The organism is Kribbella sp. NPDC051586 (assembly GCF_044453965.1).
Taxonomy (GTDB): domain Bacteria; phylum Actinomycetota; class Actinomycetes; order Propionibacteriales; family Kribbellaceae; genus Kribbella.
The window spans coordinates 1,847,715-1,865,071 of sequence record NZ_JBITDF010000001.1 but is presented as its reverse complement, the minus strand read 5'-3'; the positions used below and the strand labels follow the sequence as shown (position 1 = coordinate 1,865,071).

The window sequence follows — 17,357 nt, the reverse complement described above, 5'->3', positions numbered from 1 at the left end:
AAACAACTCCTACAGCGAGAGCCTGATGTCGGGCTGATACAGGTCGAGCCAGGTCGCCAGCGATAGCGTCTGCTCCAGCAGCCGCCGGGCGGTTCCGTCGGCTGATCGAGCCAGTCGATCGGCGTTCTCCCGGTCCACCAGCTCGAACACCGGGTGCCGATCCGCCTCCAGTTCAAGCACCTGCGCCGCCAGCGCCTCGACGTACGCCGGATCCTGGGTCTGCGGGTACGGCGACTTCCGCCGATCCACCACCGACTGCGGGAGTACGTCGCTGGTCGCCGCCCGCAGCAGGCTCTTCTCGTGCCCGTCGAACGTCTTCAGCGACCACGGAGTGTTGTACACGTACTCCACCAGCCGGTGATCGCAGAACGGGACCCGCACCTCCAGCCCGACCGCCATGCTCATCCGGTCCTTGCGGTCGAGCAGGATCCGCACCATCCGGGTGAGGTGCAGATAGCAGACCTTCCGCATCGCCCACTCGTCGTCGGACTCCCCGTCGAGCCGCCGGACCTCGCTCACCGCCTCGGCGTACCGGTCCCGCAGATGCCCGCCGAGATCAAGCTGCTTCAGCACGTCCTTGCGCAGTGCGTGAACCTGACCGCTCTCCCGCCGCGACAGCGCATAGGCGATCCACGGGAACATCGGCCGGTTCCGCACCTCGGGATCGTGGAACCACAGGTACCCGCCGAACACCTCGTCCGCCGACTCGCCCGACAGCGCGACCGTCGACTGTTCCCGGATCGCCGCGAACAGCAGGTACAGCGAATTGAAGATGTCACCGCCGAGCGGGGCATCGTTCGCGCGGATCACCTTCCGCCGGATGTCCGGATCGGTGAGTACGGCGTTGTCCAGCACGATGTCCGAGTGCTGCGAGTGCACCAGGTCCGCGACGTCATGCACGTACGGCGTGTCCGGCGTACCGCGGAGCTCCGTCGGCTGGAAGTTCTCCTCCTGCCCCACGAAGTCGACCGCGAAGCTGCGGACCTTCTTCCCCTCTTCCGCCAGCTGGCCCGCCGCGAGCGCCGTGATCGCGCTGGAGTCGAGCCCGCCCGACAGCAGCACGCACCGCGGCACGTCGGCGACGAGCTGCCGGCGGGTGATGTCGTCGAGCAGCTCCCGGATGTGCGCGACCGAGGTGTCCTGGTCGTCGGTGTGCTGCCTGGTCTCCAAGCGCCAGTACGTACTGCGGTGGATCCCGGCGCGGTCGACCGTGACGACGGTGCCCGGCTCGACCTCGAACATCCCGGCCCACAACGACTTGCCCGGCGACTTCGACACGGTGAGCAGCTCGCGCAGCCCTTCGACCTCGACGACGGCCGGTACCGCGGGATTCGCCAGGATCGCCTTCGGCTCGGAACCGAACAGCACGCCGTCCGCGGTCGGGTAGTAGAAGAACGGCTTGATGCCCATCCGGTCGCGGACCATCACCAGGGTCTCGGTCCGCGGGTCCCAGATCGCCAGCGCGTACATCCCGTTCAGCCGCTCCGCGAACGCGATGCCCCACTCGACGTACGCGCGGAGCACGACCTCGGTGTCCGAGTCGGTCGTGAACGCGTGCCCGCGGCGGCGGAGCTCGTCGCGCAGCTCGGTGTAGTTGTAGACCTCACCGCTGTAGACCATCCCGAGCGTGGTCGTCCGGCCGTCGTGGACGACCTCGGTGGTCATCGGCTGCTCGCCGCCTGGGAGGTCGATCACCGCGAGTCTGCGGTGCCCGAGCGCGACGTGCGGCGAGTACCAGGTGCCTCTCGCGTCCGGCCCGCGACACGACATCGTCTCGGTCATCGCGTCGACGACCTCCCGCTCCGCGCCGAGGTCCTGCCGGTACGCCACCCACCCGGTGATGCCACACATACGGTCGCTCCTCTCCTCGCGAGATGCATTCCACTCCAATGTATTTCTCGCGATGAGTGACACAAGCGATCGTTTCCGTGACCAAGCTCTCAGCCTCGTCCGCCGCTGTCGGGCCTAAGCTGGCCGGTTCAGAGATGTACCGCGAGCACGCCGAGCGCGAACGCTGATCCGGCCAGGCCGAGCATGGTCGTCGCGAGGACGATCAGGCGGCGTTGAAGCGCCGGCAGCTCCGCCGCGGTCGCGAACACACGCTGCGGCCAGTGGCGCCAGGACACGTACCAGAAGATCCCGCTCGCGATCAGCAGCAGCAGACCCTTGACCGCGTGGATCCACCAGTCGTCGTGGTCGATCACCAGCATCACCACCCCGGTGAGCGCGATCGCCCCGATCAGCCCGACCACCTTCCACCGGTTGCCCGAGGCAATCACCGCCGTGAGCTGCTCGCGGGCGTCCCCGTCCGCCCCGAAGTACCGCTTCAACTTCGGCTGCACCACGAACAACGAGTAGGCCATCCCGCCGACCCAAGCCGCAGCCAGCCCCGCATGAACAATCGCAAGCACGGCCATCACTCCACGACGGTAAGCCCCACCCGGGGTCCATTCCGTGAAAGGGTCGCGCGGTGGATGAGATACAGGTATTCCATCGCAGCGGCCAGTGGTGCCCCGGCCGGCGGGTCGGAGATGTTGTCGCCTACGACGTCAAGATCCTGCCCGAGTATCAGGTGCCCGGCCGACCCACCGTCGACCGCAGCTACCTCCTCCTCGACGACGGCATCCAACTGACCAAGCCGGCCGTCTTCGAGGGCCCGGTCGAGGGCTGGTGGTACGTCGACCTCGTCGAGATCGAGCACACCGACACCGGCCTGCTGGTCCACGACCTGTACGTCGACCTGCTGTTCCCACCCGCCGCCAACCGCTACCAAATCCTCGACCTCGACGAATTCGCCGACGCCCTCCGCACCGGCCAGATCACACCCGCCCAGTGCGCCACCGTCCTCGACCAGACCCAACGCTTCATCAACCGGTACCTCCGCGGCGAGGAGGAGGGCCCCGTCGGCGAGTCTCAGGCCTTCCCACCCCCGGAGATAGTCACCCTCGAACAGCTTCCGGCCTTCTGAGGAGGCCGGGCAGAGTTCGAACCGATTCGAAGTCATCTCGGTCGGCTCGAACCGCTGTTACGGTCACGTCCTTCCAGCAAGGCTTCGTCACCGTCCGGGCATTGCCTGCTGGTCAGGGTTTCTGACCATCGCGCACAACTCGAAGGACGAAGTACGCATGCGCAAGTTGATCGCAGGAATCGTGACGCTCGCTTCGGCCGCGGCACTGACAGTGGCGGCGGTGGCTGTCAGCGGGTCCGCTCAGGCGGACCAGCACCCGGCAGCCCAGCACCCGGGAGCCCAGTTCGCCGGCCAGGTAAGGGCGGCGGGACTGTCGGCGGACCAGGCCAGCGCCTTGCAGGCGACCGTCGACCGTGAGGTCGCCGCGACGGGCGGCAAGCAGGTGGCGGCCAACGAGGTCGAATGGAACGGCGGCAAGACCGTCGTCCCGCTCCCAGGCGAGTCGTCGGTACGCAACCTGGCAGCACCTCGCGGCACCATGTACCGGTGCCCGTACCACTACATGTGTGTCTACACCGGCGCGCGCTTCGCCGGGACGATGCACATGCTCTACCACTGCCGCGAGTACGCCACCCCCTACACGATCCAGTCCTGGGTGAACAACCAATCCAAGGGCACTCGGGCCGAGTTCCGGCACTATTACCACGCGCCGATCTATCAGACGCCAGGCGCGCCGTCGTACGACACCCTGATCGACAAGAACCTGACGCGCTCGACGTACTACATCAAGCCCTGCAACTGAGCACAGCGACAGAAACCCCCGGCTCGGCCGGGGGTTTCTGTCGTTCGGACGGGTCAGTCTTCGTCGGACTTGCCGGCTGCCAGGTTGGTTTTGATGAGGTCCATGACGGTGGAGTCGGCGAGGGTCGTGACGTCGCCCACCTCGCGGTTCTCGGCTACATCGCGCAGCAGGCGGCGCATGATCTTGCCGGAGCGGGTCTTGGGCAGCTCCGAGACGACCATGATCTGGCGTGGCTTGGCGATGGGCCCGATTTCCTTGGCCACGTGGTTGCGGAGCTCCTGGACCACGTCAGGCCCGCCGTCCCCGGCTTCGGAGCGCAGGATCACGAAGGCGGCGATCGCCTGGCCGGTGGTCGGGTCGGACGCGCCGACGACGGCGGCCTCAGCGACCTTCGGGTGCGAGACGAGGGCGGACTCGATCTCCGTCGTCGACAGGCGGTGACCCGACACGTTCATCACGTCGTCGACGCGGCCGAGCAGCCACAGGTCGCCGTCCTCGTCCTTCTTCGCGCCGTCGCCGGCGAAGTACACGCCCGGCCAACGCGACCAGTACGTGTCGATGAAGCGCTGGTCGTCGCCCCACAGCGTCCGCAGCATCGCCGGCCACGGCTTGGTGATCACGAGGTACCCGCCGGACCCGTCCGGCACCGAGTTGCCCGCGTCGTCCACCACGTCGACCGACACGCCCGGAATCGCCCTCATCGCGGCACCCGGCTTGCCCGCGGTCACGCCCGGCAGTGGCGAGATCATGTGCATCCCGGTCTCGGTCTGCCACCAGGTATCGACGACCGGCGCCTTGTTCCCGCCGATGTTCTCCCGGTACCAGACGTAGGCCTCCGGGTTGATCGGCTCGCCGACCGACCCGATCACCCGCAGCGTCGACAGGTCGAACTTCGCCGGGATGTCGGCGCCCCACTTCATGAAGGTGCGGATCGCGGTCGGAGCGCAGTACAGGATCGAGACCTTGTACTTCTGGACGATCTCCCACCAGCGGCCCTGGTGCGGGGTGTCCGGGGTGCCCTCGTACAGCACGGAGGTGGTCGCGTTCGCGAGGGCGCCGTACACGATGTAGCTGTGCCCGGTGACCCAGCCGATGTCGGCCGCGGTCCAGTACACGTCGGTGTCCGGCTTGAGGTCGAACACACCCCACTGCGTGTACGACGTGCCGACCAGGTAGCCGCCCGTCGTGTGCAGGATGCCCTTCGGCTTGCCCGTGCTGCCCGACGTGTACATCACGTACAGCGGGTGCTCGGCGTCGAAGGCCTCGGGCGTGTGGTCCGCCGACTGCTTGCCGACGAAGTCCTCCCACCAGAGGTCGCGGCCGTCGGCCATCGCGGTCTCCTGGCCGGTGCGCTTCACGACGAGCACGTTGCGCACGTCGGGGCAGTCCTCCAGCGCGGCGTCCACGGCGGGCTTGAGCGCGGCCGGCGCGCCGCGGCGGTAGCCACCGTCGGAGGTGATCACGACCCGCGCGTCGCAGTCCAGGATCCGGTCCTTCAGCGCCTCGGACGAGAAGCCGCCGAAGATGACCGTGTGCGGAGCGCCGATCCGGGCGCAGGCGAGCATCGCGACCACGGTCTCGGGAATCATCGGCATGTAGATGGCGACGATGTCGCCGGGCTGCACGTTCAGCTCGAGCAGCGCGTTGGCCGCCTTGCTGACCTCGTCCTTGAGCTGGGCGTAGGTGATCTCACGGGTGTCACCCGGCTCGCCCTCGAAGTAGTACGCGACCTTGTCGCCGAGACCGTTCTCGACGTGCCGGTCGACGCAGTTGTACGCCGCGTTGAGCTTGCCGTCGGCGTACCACTTCGCGAACGGCGGGTTGCTCCAGTCCAGCGTCTCGGTCGGCTCGGTGGCCCAGGTCAGCCGCTTGGCCTGCTCGGCCCAGAACCCCTCGAGGTCCGCGGCGGCCCGGTCGTACGCGTCCGCCTTGAGGTTCGCGCTGGCGGCGAGCTCGGCCGGCGGCTCGAACCTGCGCTCCTCGTGCATCAGGTTCGACAGCGCCTCAGACTGGGCCTCGGGCTTGGGTGACTCTGCATTCGTCACGTCGACGACTCCTCCTCGCTGGCTTCGGCGCGCTGGAGCGCCCGCTACCTTTCTACCAACGCCGACCCCCGACACGGAACCGCAGTATCGCCAAGACGCTTCGAATCTGCGCCGAAGACGCCCGATTCCGGGTCCGGCGGGCGAGAAATTCGTCGTCCGGCGGAACCACGGAGGCCGAGCGCGCATCGGAGCTGATGTGAATGCGATGGAGCCGAGCCGTCAGCTGCCGAGTCCTCTCAGCGAGGAGCCGCGGAAGATCTCCCGGGCCGCTCGGCGGCGGGTGCACGCTCGCGAGCTGCGGGTGCGGCGGACCCAGCAGGCGGCTCGCGCCCAGCTGCCGAACGGGTAGCTACTGCTCCTGGTGGTAGGCCAGGACCTTGGTGAGGATCGCGCTCAGACGGGACCGGTCGGTGGCCGAGAGCGGCGCGAAGATCTCCTCCTGCGCCTTGCCGACCAGATTCGTGAGCCGCTTGTACTGGCGCTTGCCGGCCGTGGTGATCGTGATGATGTTGCGCCGGGCATCGGCCGGGTCCGGGCTCCGTTCGACGTACCCGTCGCCCTCCAGCTCGTTGAGCGCGGCAACCACATCGCTGCGGTCGATACAGCTGCGCCGCCCGAGCGCCGCCTGGCTGGCCGGCCCGAACTCCACCAGCGTCGCGAGCAGCCGGAAGTGGTACGCCCGCGCACCTCCGGCAGCGAACGACTCGGTGACGATCCGGTGCGCCTGGGCCGCACTCTGGGTCAGCAACCAACTCGGCAACTGGGTCAGGGCGTTCGGAGTCTGCTCGTCCACCCGGGCAGTCTAAGCGCAGACAGGTTCGTCCCCGGTGACCCCAGCGTTGGCGCTCCCTACGATTCGCGGGCGTCCAGGAGCTCGTCCCAGTGGTCCTCGGCCCAAGTGCAGAACTCCCGCAACGGCTCGAGCAGGCTGCGGCCGAGGCCGGTCAACTCGTACGTGACACGCCGTACCGGCGCGGCGCACTCCGTCCGTCGGACGAACCCGTCACGCTCCAGCGAGCGCAGCGACTGGGTCAGCACCTTCGGGCTGACGCGGGCCAGCGGCACGCGCAACTCGGAGTACCGCCGCGGGCCGTCCTCCAGGCAGCGAAGGATCAGGCCCGCCCACTTGTCGCCGCCGACCCGGACAGGCAGCAGCGTCGACGGGCAGATCTCCTCGAACATATCCGCTCTGAGCGCCTCCACACCTACCAAGGTATCCAATCGGTAACCACGGTCCCGCCTACGGTCGCCGTACCTAATTCGAGGAGGTTGCGGTGAGCAAGATTCTGGTGATCGGCGCGCGGGGGCGGGCCGGGGCGGCAGCTGTGGAGGAGGCCTTGGCGCGGGGGCATGAGGTGGTCGGGGTCGCCCGCGCGGCGGCGGAAGGCGTGGTCGTCGGGGACGTGACCGACGCGGTGCGTGTCGCGGAGCTTGCGGTGGGGTACGACGCGGTGATCGCGGCCGTGTACGACGGTGGGAGCGACCCAGGCGTGTTCTTTCCGACGGCGGCGCACGCGCTGGTCGAGGGGCTCTCGAAGGCTGGTGTGAACCGGCTGGTGTGGGTCGGCCTCGCGTCGATCCTCCCGACTGCCGACGGGACGTTGCTGATGGATACCGAGGGATATCCACGGGAGTACCGGTCGTTCTTCCTCGCGCATCAGGCCGCGCTGGATGTGTTCGCGGCGTCCCCGCTCGATTGGGTCTCGATCGCTCCGGCCGGGGATTTCGACCGCGCCGATCCGGCCCGTCGCGGCCGGTACCGCGTCGTACCGGCGGACGCCGGCGGGCGGATCTCGTACGCCGATCTCGCGGTCGCGCTCGTCGACGAAGTGGATCACCCGGCGAATCACGGCACCGCGATCGGAGTAGTGGTCTAGACGGGGTCCTCGCGGGTTGCGGAGCGCGGGCGATAGGTTCGGCGTATGGCTGGGGCTGAGGAGTACTTCGGGAAGGCGCTGGCGATCGCGCATCAGGCAGCCGAGACGCAGCTGGGGGCGGTCCGGGTGGCGGCGGGGCTGGTCGTGGAGGCGCTCGCCGGCGGGAAGCGGTTCTGGGTGTTCGGTACCGGGCACAGCCACACGCTGGCCGAGGAGCTGTACGGGCGCGCCGGCGGGCTGGCCGACGTACGCGCGATCCTCGAGCCGGGGCTGATGCTGCACGAAGGGTTGCAGAAGAGCTCCCTGCTCGAACGGCTGCCCGGGCTGGCCGCAGTACTGCTGGAGATCAATCAGCTGGAGTCCGGCGATGTCGTACTCATCGCATCGAATTCCGGGCGGAACGCAGTACCCGTCGAGTTCGCTCTCGGTGCACGCGAGCGGGGTGCGCAGGTGATCGCGCTGACGTCGATGGCGCACACCACCTCGACCGCCTCGCGGGCTCCGGGTGGGCAGCGGTTGTTCGAGACCGCTGACGTGGTGATCGACAACTGCGGCGTACCGGGCGACGCGCTGATCGACGTCGACGGCAGCCCGGAACGGACCGGCGCCACCTCGACGATGGTCGGGGCGATGCTCGTGCAGGCGCTGACCGTCGAAGTTGTCACCCGCCTGGCCGAACGCGGCGAAACTCCGAACGTTCTGCGCAGTCTGAACGTCTAGGCAGCCATGAGGCAGTTCCTTCTGCAGATGTCCGGCGCTCCGGGATCCGGGAAGTCCACGATCGCGCGCCACGTCGGCTCGCGGTACGGCGCGGCCGTCGTGGATCTCGATGTCATCAGGAGCGCGGTGCTCGACGGCGGCGTGCCCGTCGAGGCAAGCGGCCGGGTCGCGTACCCGGTCGTGTACGCGCTCACACGAAGCTTCTTGGACCAGGGTTTGAGCGTGGTGATCGACAGCCCCTGCGGGTACGACGAGATCCTCGAGACCGGCCGTGCGATGGCCGATGAGCGGGGCGCCGCCTACAAGTACGTGGAATCCCACACGGACGACCTCACCCTGCTCGACCAGCGCCTCAACTCCCGAATCCCGTTACGGAGCCAACGCCGAGCCATCAACCTGCACGCCGTAGACGCAGGCGACACAGACACCGACGGCGAACAACTCTTCCAAACCTGGCTCCAACGAACCAAACGCCCCGCCGACGGCTACCTACAGGTCGACGCAGCCAAGCCGATAGACCTCATCATGACGGAGATCGAGACCTACCTGGAGCTCTAGGCGAGAGCCTCAGGTGGCGCGGTAGGCGACGGTGATGTCGTAGCGGTCCGAGCGGTAGACCGAGCGGCCGAATTCGATGACCTGGTCGGTGGCGGTGCGGGGGGCCGAGGTGATGATGAGGCAGGGGGTGGAGTTGTCGATCTCGAGGAGTTCGGCGTCGTGCGGCTCGGGTGGGGCGGCGACGATGGAGGCGGAGACCATGCCCAGCGTCACGCCGTACCGGCTGGAGAGCTCGGTATAGAGGGACTTCTCGGCGAAGTCGATCTCGTCGAGGCCGGGGTAGCGCTGCAGCGAGAGGGCGGTGCGCTCGATCGCCATCGGGTCGCCGTCGGCGGTGCGGAGGCGGACGAGGTGCAGGACAGGGGTGCCGATCGGCTCCTCGAGTTCGCGGGCGAGGCCCTCGTCGGCGGCGCCGACGCGATGCTCGAGGACCTTGGCGCCGGGCTGGATGCCGCGGTTCATCATGTCCTGGCTGAAGGACGAGGCGAGCATCCGCGACGGGCGGGGCTCGGCGACGAAGGTGCCGCCGCCGGGGCGCCGGTTGGCCAGGCCCTCGGCCACGACCCGGTCCACTTCCTGGCGGACGGTCATCCGGGCCACGCCGAAGCGCTCGGCCAGGACGCGCTCGGACGGCAGCACGGTGCCGACGGCCAGCGAGCGGGTGAGGTTCTCCAGAATCTCGCGAATCTGGTCACCCTTCGGACGGTCGGGCCGCAGCTCGGTAGGGAGCTCGGCGAGATCGCCGGGGTTGTTCCGTGGGCGGGCCATGAGGTCTCATTATCCCTGGGAATCTGCCCGGCAAACCGGTTGCCGGGGTACGCGGGCCGCGGCGAGTCGCACCGCGCAAGACGTCCGCGACCACTCTGTCATGAACGACCTTGTCAGCCCGACTGTAACGTCCAGTGCCGCCTCACGGCCAGTGACGATCCACAGCCTCAGCCAATTCCCAGCAGGGGTAGTTTTGTCGTTATGGCCCCGGGACAGATCGTGCAGCAGACGTCGTCGACCGGCGAGTGGAAGCGGCAGGGCAACAGATTCACCGGCCGGATCACCCGGGACTCCACATCGGCGCCGGGCGAGGGTCCGGACGAGCACGATCGCTGGCCGGTCGAGCCGGGACGGTACCGGTTGGTGGTGAGCCTGGCCTGCCCGTGGGCGCACCGCTCCGTCATCGTCCGCCGGCTGCTCGGCCTGGAGGACGCGATCAGCCTGGCGGTCGTCGACCCGATCCGTGACGAGCGCGGCTGGCGCTTCACCCTCGACGCGGACGACAGCGACCCCGTGCTCGGCATCAAGTTCCTCTCCGAGGCGTACCTGCGCACCGACCCGGCGTACGACGGCCGCGTGACCGTGCCCGCGATCATCGACACGTTGACCGGCGACGTCGTCACGAACGACTACCCCCAGATCACACTCGACCTATCCACCGAGTGGACCGACTTCCACAAGCCCGGCGCGCCGCAGCTGATCCCACCGGACCGCCAGGAGATGGATGTCCTGATCGACGAGATCTACCGCGACGTCAACAACGGCGTCTACCGCTGCGGATTCGCGACCGGCCAGGAGGCGTACGACGAGGCGTACGACGCCCTGTTCGCCCGCCTCGACGTACTGGAGGCACGGCTGCAGAACCGGGAGTACCTGCTCGGCGACACGCTCCGCGAGGTGGACATCCGGCTGTTCACCACGCTCGTCCGCTTCGACGCGGTGTACCACGGTCACTTCAAGTGCAACCGGCAGAAGCTGACCGAGTTCCCCAACCTGTGGGCGTACGCGCGCCGCCTGTACCAGCGCCCGGGCTTCGGTGAGACGGTCGACTTCGACCAGATCAAGCGGCACTACTACGCGACCCACAACAACATCAACCCGACCGGCATCGTCCCGAAGGGCCCCGATCCGCGGGTCTGGACCAGCTAGGCGGCGAGTGCGGCCATCGCGGCGCCGACCGCGGCCTTGAGCTGGGCCCGCGTCGCGCCCGACCGCGAGCGCAGGTTCACCGCGTAGGCGAGCAAGGTCATCAGCTCGGCCGCACCGTCGACGTCGGTCCCCGAGCGCAACTCACCGTTGCTCTGAGCAACCGTCAGCGCGGCCGCCAGGGAATCACGCAGTACGGCGTGATGCTCGGACAGCACGACCCGTACGGCGTCCGGCGGGCTCTCGGCGTTCGCGTTCGCCATCATGCAACCCCAGCCGGCGTACTCCCCCGACAGCCGCAACCGCAGCAGCCGGTCGAAGAACGCGCGCACCGCCGTCAGCCCGCGACCGTCCGCGGCCAACTGGTCGAACATCGGCCGCGACCGGTGCTCGAGGTAGCGCCGGGCCGCCGCCGCGTACAGCTCGTCCTTGCCGCCGAACGCGTTGTAGAGACTCGACCGGCTCAACCCGGTCGCGGCGACCACGTCCTGGATCCCGGTCGCCGCGCTCCCACGGCGCCAGAACAGCTGCTCGACGGTCGCCAGCGCTTCCGCCTCGTCGAAATGTTTGACATCGGGCATACCCGGCATCATATCTTGGAACGACCGATCCAAGATATGAGGAGTCCTGATGATCGACGTACTGGTGCTCGACGTCAACGAGACCCTGACGGACATGGAGCCGCTGCGGGACGGGTTCGAGGCCGTCGGCCTGCCCCGGCACAGCCTCGACGCCTGGTTCGCGGCAACCCTGCGGGACGGGTTCGCGCTGACCGCGGTCGACGCCTACGCCGACTTCCGCGCGCTCGCCGCCGAGCTCCTGGAGGCACAGCTGATCGCGGCCGGGATCGACCCCAACGACGAGACGATCGCGAGCGTGCTGTCCGGATTCACCCGGCTCCCGCTGCACCCCGACGTCGAACCAGGGCTGCGCCGGATCCACGAGGCCGGCATCCGCATCGTCACCCTGACCAACGGGTCGGCGGCGATGTCGAAGCAGGTCTTCGAGAAGGGCGGGATCATGCCGTTCCTCGAGCACCGCCTCGAGGTGGCCACACCGCAGCGCTGGAAGCCGCACCCGGGCGCCTACCGGTACGCCGCCGAGGTGTGCGGAGTTCCGGTGGAGCGGATGGGGCTCGCCGCGGTCCACCCGTGGGACATCGACGGCGCCCGCCGGGCCGGCCTGCAGGGGTTGTACGTCGACCGCCGCGGAACGCCGTACCCGAAGTCGTTCCTCGCACCGGACGTCGTCGCACCCGATTTCGAAGCGCTGGCAGATGCCCTTCAGGAGAAGGCGAAGTAGCGCAGCCAGAGGTACGGTGCGGCGACCAGGATCGTGATCGCGGTCATCACCACGCCCTTGCGGGTGAACGCCCAGAAGCTGATCGGGGACCCGGCCCGCAGCGCCAGACCGATCACGACCACGTTCGCGCTGGCGCCGACCGCGGTGGCATTGCCGCCGAAGTCGGCGCCGATCGCGAGCGCCCACCAGAGCGCGTGGGCCTGTCCCGGATCGGCGATGCCTTTGGTCAGCTCAAGTACGACGGGACTCATCGTCGCGACGTACGGGATGTTGTCGATCACGCCGGACAGGATCGCGGAGACGACCAGGATCAGCATCGTGGCCAGCAGGGCGTGCCCGGAGATGACCGAGCCGAGCCGATCCGCGAGGTTCGCGATCACGCCGGTCTTCACGAGGGCGCCGACCATCACGAACAACCCCGCGAAGAACAGCAAGGTCTGCCATTCGACCGCGGACATGTAGTGCCGGGTCGGCACCTTCGAGATCAGCACCAGCACACCGGCTCCGAGCAACGCCACGATCGACGGCTCGATATGCAGGAACGAATGCCCGACGAAGCCGACGAACACGACCAGCAGGACGGCTCCGCTCTTGATCAGCAGCCTCCGGTCCTCGATGGCCTCCCGCTCGTTGAGCCGCATCACGTCGTTCACCCGCTCGGGATCGACCGCGAACGAGCCCTTGAACAGCCACGGCAGCACCAGGCAGAACACGACCAGCTCGATCACGACCAGCGGCGTCAGGTTCAGCAGGAAGTCGTTGAAGGTCAGGCCCGACTTGCTGCCGATGATGATGTTCGGCGGATCACCGATCAGGGTCGCGGCGCCGCCGATGTTCGACGCCATCACCTCCGCGATCAGGAACGGGACCGGGTCGATGCCGAGTCGGTCGCAGACCAGCAGCGTGACCGGCGCGATCAGCAGCACCGTGGTCACGTTGTCCAGGAACGCGGATGCCGTCGCGGTGATCAGGGTCAGCAGGATCATGATCCGCAACGGCGATCCCTTGGCCCGCTTGGCCGCCCAGATCGCGACGTACTCGAAGACGCCGGTACGGCGCAGCACGCCGACGATCACCATCATCCCGAACAGCAGGAACACGACGTTCCAGTCGATGCCGGTGTCCGCGGAGTAGAACGCGTGCTCGGAATCGGTCACCCCGAGTGCGAACAGCACCCCGGCCGCACCGAGCACCGCGAGCAGTTTGTGCGTCCATTCGGTCGCGATCAGCACGTAGGCGATCACGAACACCGCGACGGCGACGACCGTCATCCGGCCGTCCCGCGCGTCAGTGCGGAGTGACAGCCAGCTCGAGCAGGCGGGACGCCGTGACCGCGCCGAGGATGTGCCGGTCCCGGACGACGACCACGAGCGGGCTGCGCAGCCGTGCCATCACGGCGGCGATCTCCAGGATCGTGTCGTCGTGGTTGACGACCGGGATCTCCCGCGGTTCGGCCGGGAGCAGCTTCCGGACGGTCAGCCCGGCCAGCTTGTCCGCGACCCGATCGGCCAGCGACTCGTCGATCACCCGGGCCAGCGAGGGGTCGTCCTGGACGTACGACGGAACCAGGAAGCGGACCACCTGCGAGGCCGGCAGCACACAGCACGGGCTTCCGTCGGCCTGCGCCACGATCAGCCCGGGCAGCCGGTGCGACGCGAGCAGCTCCACCGCCTGGCGGGCGTCGTCGTCCAGCCCGACCACCGGGAAGTCTTCGGCTATCTGCTCTCCGTGCACGCTCGCAGCGTACGCCGGGTCCGCGTGATCCGGTGATGTCTCTCACAGGGCTCTGGCACCTCTCAGGGCAACTGCAGCGGACTCGTGCCCGGCGAGGGCACGAGTTTGCCGACCAGACTTCCCGGCGCACCGCGCCCAACCCTGCCGCAACAAGCTGTCCGGGGCAAACACCACCCGTTAGAATGTGGGCTGGTGCGCCGGGAAGTCTGGTCGGCATTCCGACCGACCGACCCCGAATGAAGGGCCGTCCATGAGCGAGCACCCACGGATCCGGCAGCGCAAGCGCGCCTTCCCGCGCATTCTCGGCCGCGAGCGAGCCTTTCTCGCCGAGACGTTGCGCGCCGAGACGACCGGCGGGCTGTTGCTGCTCGCGGCGGCTGTGATCTCTCTCGTCTGGGCGAACTCGCCGTGGCAGGACGGGTACCACCACCTGCGCGACGCCCAGCTCGGTCCGCTGACCGTCGAGGCCTGGGCGTCGGACGGCGCGCTGGCGTTGTTCTTCTACCTGGCCGGCGTCGAGCTGAAGCGCGAGCTCGTGGTCGGCACGCTGTCGAAGCTCAACGAGGCCGTCGTGCCGGTGGTCGCCGCCGTCGCCGGAATGGTGCTTCCGGCAATCATCTACTTGATCACCAACCTGGTCGCGGCGGACGGCAAGCCGCACGGCTGGGCGGTGCCGACCGCGACCGACATCGCGTTCGCCCTGGCCGTGCTGGCAATCGTCGGGTCCTCGCTGCCGAGCGCGCTGCGCGCGTTCCTGCTCACGCTTGCGGTGGTGGACGACTTCGGCGCGATCCTCGTCATCGCGGTGTTCTTCTCGCACGGATTCCACCTGCTCTGGCTGCTCGCCGCGGTCGCCCTGATCGCGCTCTGGTACTTCCTCCAGCGGCGACGCGTCCGTACGCCGTTCCTGTACGTCCCGATCGCACTCGCGACCTGGTGGTTCATGCACGAGTCCGGGATCCACGCGACCATCGCCGGCGTCGCGCTCGGGCTCGTGACGCGCGTGGTCGCGGATCCGGGCGAGGAGCACGCGCCGGCGGAGCGGATCGAGCACAGGTTGCGCCCGTGGTCCGCGGGCGTCGCCGTGCCGGTGTTCGCGCTCTTCGCCGCGGGCGTGACGCTGAGCGGGACCGCCGTGCATCAGATGCTGACCGACCCGGTCGCGATCGGCGTGGTCGCCGGGCTGCTGGTCGGCAAGTCCATCGGAGTGTTCGGTGGGTCCTGGCTGACCGCACGATTCACGCGAGCCGAGCTGAACTCCGACCTGGCCTGGCGAGACGTCGCCGCGGTGTCGGTGCTGGCCGGCATCGGTTTCACCGTCGCGCTGCTGATCGCACAGCTCGCGTTCGGATCGGACGCTGCCCAGGTCGAGCGCGCCAAGGCCGCCGTACTGGTCGCCTCGGTGCTGGCCGCGCTGATCGCCGCGCTCCTGCTGGCTCGCCGAAACCGCGCGTACGCCGATTGACCACGGGTACGGACTGTAGTGTCGGGCTACGGACGTGTGGGAAGGAGTTGCGATGTCGATGGGGCAGAACGGGGACGAGCCCACGGTCGGCCAGCTCGTCGCGAATGCCAGCAAGGAACTGTCCAGCCTGGTCCGCAGCGAGCTCGAACTCGCCAAGACCGAGCTGAAGAAGACCGCGGTCGCGGCCGGGACCGGAGCCGGGATGTTCGCGGCGGCCGCGTTCCTGGCGCTGCTCGCAGTCATCCTGCTGTGCATCTCCGCGGCGTACGGCCTGACCGCGGCCGGACTGCACCCGGCCATCGCGTTCCTGATCGTGGCCGGCGCCTTCCTGCTGATCGGCGCGGTCCTGGTCTTCATCGGGATGCGGGCGCTGAAGAGCGCGAAAGGCCCGCAGCGGACGATCGAGACCTCGAAGGAGTCGGTCGAGGCGCTCAAGGCGATCGGCAAGGGCGACGACGAGCACGTGGCCCTGCCTGAGCCGGGCGTACGGCGCTGAGCCCGGCCGGTGTCGTCGACCTGCTGGTCGACGGCCCCTGGTCGCACTCGCTGGTCGCGGCCAACGGGGCCCGGTTCCATGTCGCGGAGTGCGGCGCGGCGGACGACCCGCTCGTCCTGTTCCTGCACGGCTTCCCGGAGTTCTGGTGGGCCTGGCGGCACCAACTGCCGGTGGTCGCGTCCGCCGGCTACCGCGCGGTGGCGATGGACCTGCGCGGGTACGGCGCCAGTGACAAGACGCCGCGTGGCTACGACCCGTACACCGCGGCGGCCGATGTCTCCGGTGTGATCCGCTCGCTCGGCGCCACCGATGCCGTGGTCGTCGGGCACGGCTGGGGAGGCTTCATCGGCTGGTCAGCCGCCGTACTGGCACCCCGGCAGATCCGCGGACTGGCCGCGGTCTCGGCGCCGCATCCGCTCGTGCTCGCCCGCGCGGGCAGGGCCAAGGCGTTGAGCCGGACGGCTTGGTTCCAGCTGCCGATCCTGCCGGAGCGTCGGTTGCTGGCTCAGGACGGCGCCCACATCGAGGGCCTTCTCCGCGCCTGGGCCGCGCCGGACGGCACGTTCCCCGACGCGGAGGCGTCTCGCCGCTATCGCGCCGCGCTCCAGGTGTGGCCGGCGCCGCACTGTGCCCTCGAGTACCACCGCTGGTTCGCCCGCTCACGACTCCGGCCGGACGGCCGCAAGTACTCGAGCCGGATGCGTACGCCGATCGCCGTACCCGTCCTGCAGGTCCACGGCGCACAGGACGCCGCGATCTCCCCCACAGCGACCACTCCGCCGCATCTGGTCACCGCACCACTGCGCTACGAACTCGTCGCGCCGGCCGGCCACTTCCCCCACGAGGAGACGCCGGAGCTGTTCAACAGCCTGGTCGTGGACTGGTTGAGCGCTACCAGCTCTCTGAATGCTCCGCCAGGGTCGCCGTGACCACCCAGTAGGTGCGCTCCTTCTCGACGCGGTACTTCGCGGTCTGCCAATGCTTGCAGTCGTGGAAGAGAGCTACGTCGGCCTCGGCATGGTCGCCCTTCTCGACCACGTCGAAGATCTGAACCACCCCGACCCGGCTGTCCCGGCAGGTCGGCGCGGCCGGTGGCATATCCCCGTGGAACTGGATCGGTGCGGCTGTGCGAACCAGCCGTGTCATCAGCGCCCGCTGAGCGGCGGAGATCGGCGGGCCTTTGCGCGCATGCTCCTTCCCGACGTCGGACAGGTCGAGCACGATCACCGATCGCCAGCCCGCCGGCGGCCTCACCGTCCGGAGCATGTGGTCAAGCGCGGCGCCCCAGATCTGTGCGTCGTCCTTGGCCGTCCGGGCCGCCGGGGTGGCAGCCGGCTGTTCGGGTGCAGCGGCCCCGATCCGGCTGACGCCGTACAGGACTCCGGCCAGGACCGCGAGGACGGCGGCCGCCGCCAGCAGCACCGGAAGCCGGCTGGGACGCTTCGTTGCTGCGGGCAAGCGATCGACCAAGGCCTCGCGGTCGGCGAAGGTTTCGCGGAGCAGCTCGCCGAGCTCGTCGTCGGTCAGCTTGGGCAT

At 68.8% G+C, this 17,357-nt stretch carries 21 protein-coding genes; 11 read left to right on the top strand and 10 right to left on the bottom strand.

What is annotated here, in order from left to right; translation table 11 throughout:
- Positions 1-9: 9 nt before the first annotated feature.
- Both asnB and ACIA58_RS09365 read right to left on the bottom strand, forming a co-directional pair.
- The gene (gene asnB / locus ACIA58_RS09370) at positions 10-1,851 is read right to left on the bottom strand and encodes an asparagine synthase (glutamine-hydrolyzing) (protein WP_396403091.1); all 1,842 of its coding nucleotides are present in this window, start codon (positions 1,849-1,851) and stop codon (positions 10-12) included.
- Between the two features lie 128 nt (positions 1,852-1,979).
- A complete protein-coding gene (locus ACIA58_RS09365; protein WP_396403330.1) occupies positions 1,980-2,417 on the bottom strand; it encodes a hypothetical protein in 438 nt (145 codons plus the stop codon).
- A gap of 53 nt (positions 2,418-2,470) precedes the next feature.
- Between ACIA58_RS09365 and ACIA58_RS09360 the strand changes: the two genes are divergently transcribed.
- A complete protein-coding gene (locus tag ACIA58_RS09360; protein ID WP_396403090.1) occupies positions 2,471-2,968 on the top strand; it encodes a hypothetical protein in 498 nt (165 codons plus the stop codon).
- A gap of 157 nt (positions 2,969-3,125) precedes the next feature.
- Positions 3,126-3,710, top strand: a complete 585-nt coding sequence (locus tag ACIA58_RS09355; RefSeq protein ID WP_396403089.1) for a peptidase inhibitor family I36 protein — start codon at positions 3,126-3,128, stop codon at positions 3,708-3,710.
- 53 nt (positions 3,711-3,763) lie between these two features.
- Here ACIA58_RS09355 and acs read toward each other — a convergent pair whose 3' ends face one another.
- Positions 3,764-5,698: an acetate--CoA ligase gene (gene acs, locus ACIA58_RS09350; protein ID WP_396403329.1), complete on the bottom strand. Its 1,935-nt coding sequence runs from the start codon at positions 5,696-5,698 to the stop codon at positions 3,764-3,766.
- A 262-nt stretch (positions 5,699-5,960) separates the two neighbouring features.
- Between acs and ACIA58_RS09345 the strand changes: the two genes are divergently transcribed.
- The gene (locus tag ACIA58_RS09345; protein WP_396403088.1) at positions 5,961-6,104 is read left to right on the top strand and encodes a hypothetical protein; all 144 of its coding nucleotides are present in this window, start codon (positions 5,961-5,963) and stop codon (positions 6,102-6,104) included.
- Here the strand turns inward: ACIA58_RS09345 and ACIA58_RS09340 are convergent, their stop codons facing one another.
- Both ACIA58_RS09340 and ACIA58_RS09335 read right to left on the bottom strand, forming a co-directional pair.
- Positions 6,105-6,548 (bottom strand): MarR family winged helix-turn-helix transcriptional regulator, encoded by a 444-nt coding sequence (locus ACIA58_RS09340; protein ID WP_396403087.1) that lies wholly within the window; start codon positions 6,546-6,548, stop codon positions 6,105-6,107.
- Positions 6,549-6,604: 56 nt separating this feature from the next.
- Complete coding sequence (locus ACIA58_RS09335; RefSeq protein ID WP_396403086.1) at positions 6,605-6,958, bottom strand: winged helix-turn-helix transcriptional regulator; 354 nt, start codon at positions 6,956-6,958, stop codon at positions 6,605-6,607.
- Positions 6,959-7,029: 71 nt separating this feature from the next.
- Between ACIA58_RS09335 and ACIA58_RS09330 the strand changes: the two genes are divergently transcribed.
- Genes ACIA58_RS09330 through ACIA58_RS09320 form a run of 3 tightly spaced genes read left to right on the top strand, consistent with a single transcriptional unit; the run spans position 7,030 to position 8,910 of the window.
- Positions 7,030-7,632 (top strand): NAD(P)-dependent oxidoreductase, encoded by a 603-nt coding sequence (locus ACIA58_RS09330; protein ID WP_396403085.1) that lies wholly within the window; start codon positions 7,030-7,032, stop codon positions 7,630-7,632.
- 45 nt (positions 7,633-7,677) lie between these two features.
- Positions 7,678-8,352 carry an SIS domain-containing protein gene (locus ACIA58_RS09325; RefSeq protein WP_396403084.1) on the top strand — a complete coding sequence of 225 codons (675 nt, stop codon included), beginning with the start codon at positions 7,678-7,680 and terminating at the stop codon, positions 8,350-8,352.
- A gap of 6 nt (positions 8,353-8,358) precedes the next feature.
- A complete protein-coding gene (locus ACIA58_RS09320) occupies positions 8,359-8,910 on the top strand; it encodes an AAA family ATPase (protein ID WP_396403083.1) in 552 nt (183 codons plus the stop codon).
- Positions 8,911-8,919: 9 nt separating this feature from the next.
- Here the strand turns inward: ACIA58_RS09320 and ACIA58_RS09315 are convergent, their stop codons facing one another.
- Positions 8,920-9,678 carry a GntR family transcriptional regulator gene (locus ACIA58_RS09315; protein ID WP_396403082.1) on the bottom strand — a complete coding sequence of 253 codons (759 nt, stop codon included), beginning with the start codon at positions 9,676-9,678 and terminating at the stop codon, positions 8,920-8,922.
- A gap of 201 nt (positions 9,679-9,879) precedes the next feature.
- On the opposite strand from ACIA58_RS09315, the gene ACIA58_RS09310 reads away from it, so the two are divergent.
- Positions 9,880-10,827: a glutathione S-transferase family protein gene (locus ACIA58_RS09310; protein WP_396403081.1), complete on the top strand. Its 948-nt coding sequence runs from the start codon at positions 9,880-9,882 to the stop codon at positions 10,825-10,827.
- Here the strand turns inward: ACIA58_RS09310 and ACIA58_RS09305 are convergent.
- The gene (locus tag ACIA58_RS09305; protein ID WP_396403080.1) at positions 10,824-11,405 is read right to left on the bottom strand and encodes a TetR/AcrR family transcriptional regulator; all 582 of its coding nucleotides are present in this window, start codon (positions 11,403-11,405) and stop codon (positions 10,824-10,826) included. The genes ACIA58_RS09310 and ACIA58_RS09305 overlap by 4 nt on opposite strands.
- Positions 11,406-11,454: 49 nt before the next feature.
- Here ACIA58_RS09305 and ACIA58_RS09300 point away from each other — a divergent pair, with 49 nt between their 5' ends.
- Positions 11,455-12,126: a haloacid dehalogenase type II gene (locus tag ACIA58_RS09300; protein WP_396403079.1), complete on the top strand. Its 672-nt coding sequence runs from the start codon at positions 11,455-11,457 to the stop codon at positions 12,124-12,126.
- Here the strand turns inward: ACIA58_RS09300 and ACIA58_RS09295 are convergent.
- Entirely contained in the window at positions 12,108-13,397 is a 1,290-nt protein-coding gene (locus tag ACIA58_RS09295; protein WP_396403078.1) for an SLC13 family permease, read from the bottom strand. The genes ACIA58_RS09300 and ACIA58_RS09295 overlap by 19 nt on opposite strands.
- A gap of 16 nt (positions 13,398-13,413) precedes the next feature.
- Complete coding sequence (locus ACIA58_RS09290) at positions 13,414-13,860, bottom strand: CBS domain-containing protein (RefSeq protein WP_396403077.1); 447 nt, start codon at positions 13,858-13,860, stop codon at positions 13,414-13,416.
- Between the two features lie 250 nt (positions 13,861-14,110).
- Here ACIA58_RS09290 and nhaA point away from each other — a divergent pair, with 250 nt between their 5' ends.
- Genes nhaA through ACIA58_RS09275 form a run of 3 tightly spaced genes read left to right on the top strand, consistent with a single transcriptional unit; the run spans position 14,111 to position 16,750 of the window.
- Positions 14,111-15,325, top strand: a complete 1,215-nt coding sequence (gene nhaA, locus ACIA58_RS09285) for a Na+/H+ antiporter NhaA (protein WP_396403076.1) — start codon at positions 14,111-14,113, stop codon at positions 15,323-15,325.
- A gap of 52 nt (positions 15,326-15,377) precedes the next feature.
- Positions 15,378-15,821 (top strand): phage holin family protein, encoded by a 444-nt coding sequence (locus tag ACIA58_RS09280; protein WP_396403075.1) that lies wholly within the window; start codon positions 15,378-15,380, stop codon positions 15,819-15,821.
- The gene (locus tag ACIA58_RS09275; RefSeq protein ID WP_396403328.1) at positions 15,818-16,750 is read left to right on the top strand and encodes an alpha/beta fold hydrolase; all 933 of its coding nucleotides are present in this window, start codon (positions 15,818-15,820) and stop codon (positions 16,748-16,750) included. Before ACIA58_RS09280 ends, ACIA58_RS09275 begins: the two co-directional genes overlap by 4 nt.
- Here the strand turns inward: ACIA58_RS09275 and ACIA58_RS09270 are convergent.
- Entirely contained in the window at positions 16,713-17,357 is a 645-nt protein-coding gene (locus tag ACIA58_RS09270; RefSeq protein WP_396403074.1) for a hypothetical protein, read from the bottom strand. The genes ACIA58_RS09275 and ACIA58_RS09270 overlap by 38 nt on opposite strands.